This window comes from Enterococcus sp., assembly GCF_022711995.1.
In the GTDB taxonomy this organism is placed as follows: Bacteria; Bacillota; Bacilli; order Lactobacillales; family Enterococcaceae; genus Enterococcus_D.
Genome location: NZ_JALAHI010000110.1, coordinates 71,313 through 78,370, shown reverse-complemented (window position 1 = coordinate 78,370; position 7,058 = coordinate 71,313). Strand labels below are relative to the sequence as shown.

Annotated in this window: 9 protein-coding genes; 2 read left to right on the top strand and 7 right to left on the bottom strand. The window is 41.6% G+C overall.

The genetic code is table 11. From position 1 onward, the window contains the following. The first annotated feature begins 76 nt into the window (after window positions 1-76). Window positions 77-352 (top strand): hypothetical protein, encoded by a 276-nt coding sequence (locus Q0A12_RS11050; RefSeq protein WP_291292700.1) that lies wholly within the window; start codon window positions 77-79, stop codon window positions 350-352. Between the two features lie 49 nt (window positions 353-401). Here the strand turns inward: Q0A12_RS11050 and Q0A12_RS11045 are convergent, their stop codons facing one another. The 4 genes from Q0A12_RS11045 to Q0A12_RS11030 form a co-directional block, all read right to left on the bottom strand. Next, window positions 402-860 (bottom strand): hypothetical protein, encoded by a 459-nt coding sequence (locus tag Q0A12_RS11045; protein ID WP_291292699.1) that lies wholly within the window; start codon window positions 858-860, stop codon window positions 402-404. Window positions 861-927: 67 nt separating this feature from the next. Beyond that, on the bottom strand, window positions 928-1,293 hold the full coding sequence (locus Q0A12_RS11040; RefSeq protein WP_291292698.1) for a dihydrolipoamide acyltransferase: 366 nt from the start codon (window positions 1,291-1,293) through the stop codon (window positions 928-930). 19 nt (window positions 1,294-1,312) lie between these two features. Next, entirely contained in the window at window positions 1,313-2,524 is a 1,212-nt protein-coding gene (locus tag Q0A12_RS11035; RefSeq protein WP_291292697.1) for a CCA tRNA nucleotidyltransferase, read from the bottom strand. Continuing rightward, window positions 2,511-2,861 (bottom strand): nucleotide pyrophosphohydrolase, encoded by a 351-nt coding sequence (locus Q0A12_RS11030; protein WP_291292696.1) that lies wholly within the window; start codon window positions 2,859-2,861, stop codon window positions 2,511-2,513. The genes Q0A12_RS11035 and Q0A12_RS11030 overlap by 14 nt, the downstream gene beginning before the upstream one ends. 137 nt (window positions 2,862-2,998) lie before the next feature. Here Q0A12_RS11030 and Q0A12_RS11025 point away from each other — a divergent pair, with 137 nt between their 5' ends. Further along, window positions 2,999-3,901, top strand: a complete 903-nt coding sequence (locus tag Q0A12_RS11025) for a YitT family protein (protein ID WP_291292695.1) — start codon at window positions 2,999-3,001, stop codon at window positions 3,899-3,901. 199 nt (window positions 3,902-4,100) lie between these two features. Here Q0A12_RS11025 and Q0A12_RS11020 read toward each other — a convergent pair whose 3' ends face one another. The 3 genes from Q0A12_RS11020 to Q0A12_RS11010 are packed head-to-tail and all read right to left on the bottom strand — an operon-like array spanning window position 4,101 to window position 6,977. Next, complete coding sequence (locus Q0A12_RS11020; protein WP_291292694.1) at window positions 4,101-4,658, bottom strand: YpiB family protein; 558 nt, start codon at window positions 4,656-4,658, stop codon at window positions 4,101-4,103. A gap of 9 nt (window positions 4,659-4,667) precedes the next feature. After that, window positions 4,668-5,927: a tetratricopeptide repeat protein gene (locus Q0A12_RS11015; protein ID WP_291292693.1), complete on the bottom strand. Its 1,260-nt coding sequence runs from the start codon at window positions 5,925-5,927 to the stop codon at window positions 4,668-4,670. Next, the gene (locus Q0A12_RS11010) at window positions 5,928-6,977 is read right to left on the bottom strand and encodes a hypothetical protein (protein WP_291292692.1); all 1,050 of its coding nucleotides are present in this window, start codon (window positions 6,975-6,977) and stop codon (window positions 5,928-5,930) included. Between the last annotated feature and the right edge of the window lie 81 nt (window positions 6,978-7,058).

Genomic DNA, 7,058 nt, shown 5'->3' with positions numbered 1-7,058 from the left:
ATTTACTAATTAACATTGATTTTTTTTACATTCTTTCTCAAATAATGTAACGTATTCTATAAAGGAGGGTGATCGTGTGAAAGTAGACAAAATCGAATATAAGCGAGTAATCAATGATGCCGGACACCTTGAATATGATCTTTTACAGTATCTTGAAAAAAATCGCGAGAGTACTTCTCCAGAAATCAAACGTACTGAGATCGATTATTTGATCGATCATGATATTCAACACCGCATCATCCAAAATGCTCGTAAAAGCTTACTAGGGGACAAAATCATTCTTAAAGATAATGTTAGACAAGACTATCTTTTACTGAAAAAATATACGGACTTTTTCCGCACTTATTTGTGATCATGACAAAAAAGCAGAACCAGAGAAAACCTCTGCGTTCTGCTTTTTTTTACGCGTCAAAATGTTCTTGATACACATCTTCAACCGTTTGATTTGGATCGATCACGATATAAAGACTCTTTGTTTTTTCACTGATTTTTGTTGATTGGTACACATTATCCAATCCTTCAGTATCTTTATCTTTGTAAGGGAAATAAACAAGATCAGGTGTTCCATTACGATAAAGAATTTCCATCCGTTCGATATCTTCATATTTCAAAGCGCGGGCAAACATCCCTAATTCCAGTCCGCCTAAGTTGATATCTTGGGTCGCAACATGGTCGCCTTCTTGGAAAATCTCAATTTTGAATCCTGCACAAGGATGGATCTCAACAAATTCGCTTCCGTGGATGCGACCAAAACTGGTAGTGATTTGTTTGATCCACAAATCTCCAATGTAGCGGCGCTCGATCGTCCAAGTTTCTCCATTACGGAAATAAAATTTTAGTGCTTTCATTTCTCTAGCCATGACATAACGCTCCTTTTTTTTATTCATACAAGTCAATTCTAACACAATGTCCGCTTAGGAGCACAAATTAACCTTTTTTCCCATTCACTTTTTTTAAAAAACGTGCTGTATCGACTACTACCCGCTGATGCGTGCCAGTTGCTAACAGTTCCTCGTTTTCGAAAATACGAAAAGCAAATTCATAACACTTTTCCTTTTGAGTTTCTTCACACGTTACCCGCACAGTTGCGCCAATCCCTGAAGCTGCACGGTGATCGATCGTAAGTTTTGTTCCCACTGTAGTGGTCCCCGGTTGCATCCGCGCTTCCAGCGCTTCAAAGCAAACCGCTTCTACCATCGCAGCCACCCGTGGTGTAGCTAGGACGGCCAAGCCTCCTGACCCTACTGCAAGGGCTGTATCTTCTTTTGTAACTGGAAAATCTTTTTCGATCATGGTTTTCTCTCCTACCTCTTTATTGGTGATCGCTTAGCGTTTCGGCAAAAGCCAATAGCGCTTTTTTCTGATTGACGACTCGTTTTTCAATCACTGCTTTTTCTGCAGCGGCTAATACTTCTGCCATCCAAGGTCCCCCGGAGCGGTCAAAGTGCTGTAATAAATCACGTCCGTTGATCGCCAAGTCTTTCAGCGAATGGATTGGTAATGCTTGATACCGTTCTTGGCTGATTGAAAGATCGATCTCTTGTCCGTAATAATAAAGCAATTCTTCTGACAAGCAAGCGACTTCACTTCCTAAGTGATACAATGCTTCCTCACTAAAGGGGCCGGCTTTTCGTTGCAAGACACCTGCTGAAATCGATTGAACCAATCGAATCATTTCATTGGAACACTTCCATTGTTTCAAAAAAGAACGAATCTGGGTTGGCGGAAGGCCAATCTGATCGATCAATAGTGCCCACGCAGAGGCTTCATTGCTCAATGGTCTCTCCGGTAAATCGGCCATTCGCAGCAATGCTTCCCCTGCTTGTTTCAATCCGGGACAATAAAGATAACATTCGGTCGCCACAAAGGCTTTCAACGCGGAATTTCGGTGTGCTCCCAACAACAATTTAACAAACTCAATCGTGATTCTCTCCACAGAGATTTTTTCCAGCAGCTGATGGTTGTCGTAAATAGCCTCGAATGTTCGAGGTTCTAGTTCAAACCCTAGCTGACTAACAAATCGCAATCCTCGCATCATCCGTAGGGCATCTTCATGGAATCGCTCCTGAGGCTGCCCTACTGCTCGCAAGACATGCTGCTGCAAATCGACCAGTCCATCAAACAGATCAACAATTTCGCCATCTTTTTTTAAAGCAAAGGCATTGATGGTAAAATCTCTGCGCTTTAGATCCTCTGCTAATGAGCGGACAAAAGCGACTTTATCAGGCCGGCGAAAATCTTGGTAAGCTTCTTCTGTCCGAAAAGTCGTGATCTCATATTGCTCATTTTCCCATAAGACAAGCACCGTGCCATGTTCGATTCCTAGATCGATGGTACGAGGAAAAAGTGCTTTGATTTCTGCTGGAAAGGCACTTGTTGCAATATCCACATCATGGATGGGCTGTCCTAAAATCGTGTCTCTGACACTGCCTCCGACAAAATAGGCATCGTAGCCAGCTGCTTCGATTCTTTGCAGTACAGGTTTGGCTTGTTCAAATTCTTTTGGTAGTTTAGTCAGTTTCATTTGTCTTCCCATCTTTTCTTTCAAAGCGATACGCATCTCTGCGATTGAACTTTTCCATATTTGCTTCAAATACTTCTGTTAAATCAATGCCCAAAGAGTTTGCCATGATCATGGTGACAAAAAGGACATCCCCTAACTCTTCAGCTACTGTTTTTTCAACTTCTGTCGTCTTCTTGGCTTTCTCGCCATAATGATGATTGATTTCACGTGCTAATTCTCCAACTTCTTCTGTTAAACGGGCCATCTGTGCTAAAGGGCTGAAATACCCCGCCTTGAATTGTTGGATATACGCATCTACTTCTTCTTGCATGTCATATAGTGAACGTTTTTCTGTCATCCTCTTCACCCTTTCTTCCACATTTTAGCAAAAGAAGACGCAACTGCCTAGATAGAGGATCAACTAGCTCATATTGTTTAATGGACCATTTCGTGCTAAATTGATACTTGTGAGATTTAGAAAATGGAGGAAACAGGATGCGATCTTTTTTTTCGTGGCGGACGGCCCGCGACATTGCCTTAATCGTTCTAGGAACGAGTGTCTACGGTTTTGGTCTCGTTTATTTAAATATTCCCAATGATTTGGCAGAAGGAGGCGTGACTGGGATCACGTTGATCATGCGGGCCTTATGGGGCATCAACCCTGCCTACAGTACCTTGATTTTGAATATACCAATCATTTTACTAGGGGGTAAGATTCTTGGAAGACGTTCGCTGGTTTATACAGTGATTGGAACCTTTGGGCTTTCCTTTTGGCTAGGCTTCTGGCAGACAGTGCCATTGTTGATCGATCTGCAGCATGACCTATTGATTGTCGCCTTACTCGCAGGACTAATTGCAGGAATCGGCAGCGGTATCGTCTATAAAGTAGGCGGAACGACTGGCGGTGTCGATGTTTTAGCCCGAATCTTAGAAAAGAACTTCGGTATCACCATCGGTCGCTCGTTGTTGATCTTTGACGTGTTCGTTCTATTGCTTTCCTTAACATATATTGATTTGAAACGCATGATGTATACATTGATTTTCTCTTATGTCTTTACTCGCGTGATCGACTCGATTCTGGACGGGGGTTACTCAGCAAAAGGAATTCTGGTCATCAGCAATCACAGCGAAGAGATTGCACCTGTTTTAATGAATGAATTGGAACGAGGGGTCACTTTTTTAAATGGTGAAGGAGCTTACTCCGGCATCAACAAACGCATCATTTATATGGTCGTTAGTGGTCGGGAAATTTCAGAAGTCAAACGAATCGTGGCGGATTTCGATCAACAGGCCTTCGTGTCGGTGATCAATGTCCATGAAGTCGAAGGAGAAGGCTTCACCTATTTACGTCCGAAATCACGCCTTTTGCAACGTAAGGCAGCCAAACCAAAAGGATGAGAACATTCATCGAATCGTAATCAAAAAATCCGCCAGTAACGGGATTGCTCCAGTGCACTGTTTTTGACAACAAGTGCTTGACTCGGAGGTCGCGTTTTCTTGCGGATTTTTTGTATTGTTTCCTAAGGATGATCTTTTGACAGGATATCCCTCAGTTTTTCCTCAAAGGATTTTTCACTTAATTTTTTTCCTTTTTTATTCAGTGGCTTTTTTCTTTTTGATCCAGTTTGAAGCGGTTGACTTCATCCGATAATTCCAAAAAAGCATCCCGATCCCCATTTTCTAATGCGAGATCGATTTGACGGTATAATTTCTCGATTTTTAGCTGCACGGCTTCTTTATCAAGATATTCAGTCACCTGTTTTTGCACTTCTTCATCCACATGATCATTCCATCGCTCAAAGGGATTGTCCTCCAAAACAGCTAGATAAAGTGATTTTTCCCAAGGATTTGGAAAGATACATTCTAAATATAGCGGCTGTTTCCAGTTCATTCTGATTTCATGAAAAATTTGATCAATATCCGAAAACGTTTGATTTTGGATCGTTAACACAAAGGGTTCTCCGCCAATTTCCGTACTGCGGACACTCAACCCTCGATCCGTCTGCATCGCCCCTTCAACAAAATGAACATTTGTCAAAATGGCTTCATGATTTGCTAGGTAGTTCAGAACCCAAGAAACTTCTCGTCGGCTGAATGACACGGTAGAAACTAACCAATTGAGAAACTTTTTCTTTTCTTGTACATTGATGTTCATATCCCTCACCTATCTTTCTAATAAATCCTCCACGATCGACTGCACTTCCAGGTCACCAGGTTCATGTGCTAAATAGTGTCTCAGTAAAGGTAGTGCTTCAGAGAGTCGGCCTTCTTCTCGTAAGAACAATCCATACTCTTTCATAAAAGCAGGTTCATGCTGCAACCCTTCATTAGCTTGTTCATAAAACTTCGCTGCTTGATCAAATTCTTCTAATGCGTTGTAAGCCTGCGCCAGATTCCACAAAGCATGGGGCTGTTCATTATCTTCCATCTTCTCGATTGCAAGTACCGCTTCTTGCCAGCGTTCTTCATTCAAATAGAGATTGCTCAAAGTCAATAATGTTTCATCTTCTTTTTCTCCCGTCTCAAGGGCTTTTAACAAGAAGGATTCGGCCGCTTCACTATCATGCAACCGATACGCATTCTCTGATGCAAAATGATAAAAATCCACTTGAAACGGATCTTCATGGATTCCTTCTTCAATGACTGTCTGCGCTTCTTCCAATTGCTCTTCTTCTTGTAATGCCTCTGCCAAATAAAGATACAACGAGCGGTATTGGGGATTCAATGCCCGCAACTGCTGCAGGTAACGAATCGCCTGTTCATTTTCTTTTAACTGTAAGTAAACCAATGCGGTTTGGAAGAGTCGATCATCGGTTTGGTCTTCAGCTAAACTGGCTTCCAGATATTCGATGGCTTCTTCAAATTTCCCAGCCATACTCAATGCAGCTCCAGTTCGTTCTAATAAAGAAACACCTGAAATCTCTTGGATATTTTCCGTTAGTAAGCCCTGATAAAACTCAGCCGCTTCTTGGTAGCGATCGGTTGAAAAATACAATTCTGCTAGTGCAAAACGAATCAGTGATTCTTTGGGCAGCAGCTTTTGTGCCTCTAATAGTTTGGCTTCACTGACTTCAGGAATCCCAATCAATTGATAGAGATCAGCACTGATCAATAATGCTTGCGGGTAGAGCGGGCTTTGAGGCGTGATTCGATCGAGATAATCAAAAGCTTCGTCGATTTGGTCATTTTCCATGGCGATTTCTGCTAGTGATAATAACCATTCTTCATTTTCAGGCACCCGTTCTTGTAGCGTAGCAAAAATTTCCCGAGCTTCTTCTAAAAAGCCGATTTGGATCAACTCTTCACCTAATTCAGCCAAGACTTCATTGGCATCTGATTGCATTGCTTGGACAAAATTCAATTGTGCCTCCGCTAAATTTTCTGCTGCTAATGCCTGTAACATTTTTTCACTGTAAGTTTCCATCTATGTTCCTCTTATCTGATTGATTATTGTTTGGTAAGCGTTCATTGTCCGGACAAGATCCTCTTCTAATGCGCTCGTTCTGCCCCCTATTGTACCAATTTCTGATAAAAAAAGCAGTTTTTTCTCTTTTTTCTGTAACTGTAGCACTTGTTGAAAATAGTCACTTAAAGATAGTTGGTCTGGCAATACGAGGGGATACCCCAATTGGTCAAGCCACAAGCAGAGCTTATCTAATTTGACTGCTAACTGCTGTTGCTGAACATTCCAGATCAAGTGAAAGAGTAACCCATAAAAAAGCTTCATGGCATCAGACAGCAAATGCCCATTTTCCGTCTTATAAAACGCATCGGTAAAGACTTGGCCATATTCTTCAAGTGCTGCACCGTTTTCCTGATAGGCGTGGATCACCCGATCAGTATAGGCGGCAAAGGAGCGGTTGTTTACTTGTTTTTCTGTTAGAAACGTGCGAAAGAGCTCTCGGAGAAAGGCTTGATCTGTGAGTAGACCGCAACGGATCAAAACCAGTAAATCGACTAGCTTCCCATCTTTTTGCTTTTCAGCAATCGTTTGATCATATACCACCACTTGCGGCACATTTGGGCTTTGCAAAACTGGCGTATCTGGTTTTTTAACGACAATTGCCGCTTCTTTGACACTTTTAGCTAATGCACGTAAAGAGACTGGAATCAGCCAAAGATCACTGGTAAGAATCGACGTGTAATGAATGAAACTGCTTAACGCTAGCACACCTTCATTGCCAAAACCTACGATCAAATAGTTTTCCTGTTTCGAAAAGCGGCTTAGAAAAGAGATAAACGCCTGAAATTCGGTAAAATTATTGCAATACATTTGATTGGTACAAATATACCAGCTAACTTCCTTTGGTAAAAACAAACGGGTCAATTTTTCTGAGAAACGATCATAGTACCGTTGATTTGTAAGAATGATGACTTGATCATTGGCAATTTCCTGTGTCCGTAAAACAGAAGTTAGTGTTTCTCCATACAAAATTTGCGTTTTTTGCTCTTTTCTTGAAAAGACAAACTCCATACATCCGCCCCCCATCTACGATTTGTTACTTCTATTATAACAAGAATCGCTCATTTTACCTATTAACTAGTGAAAGGCCCG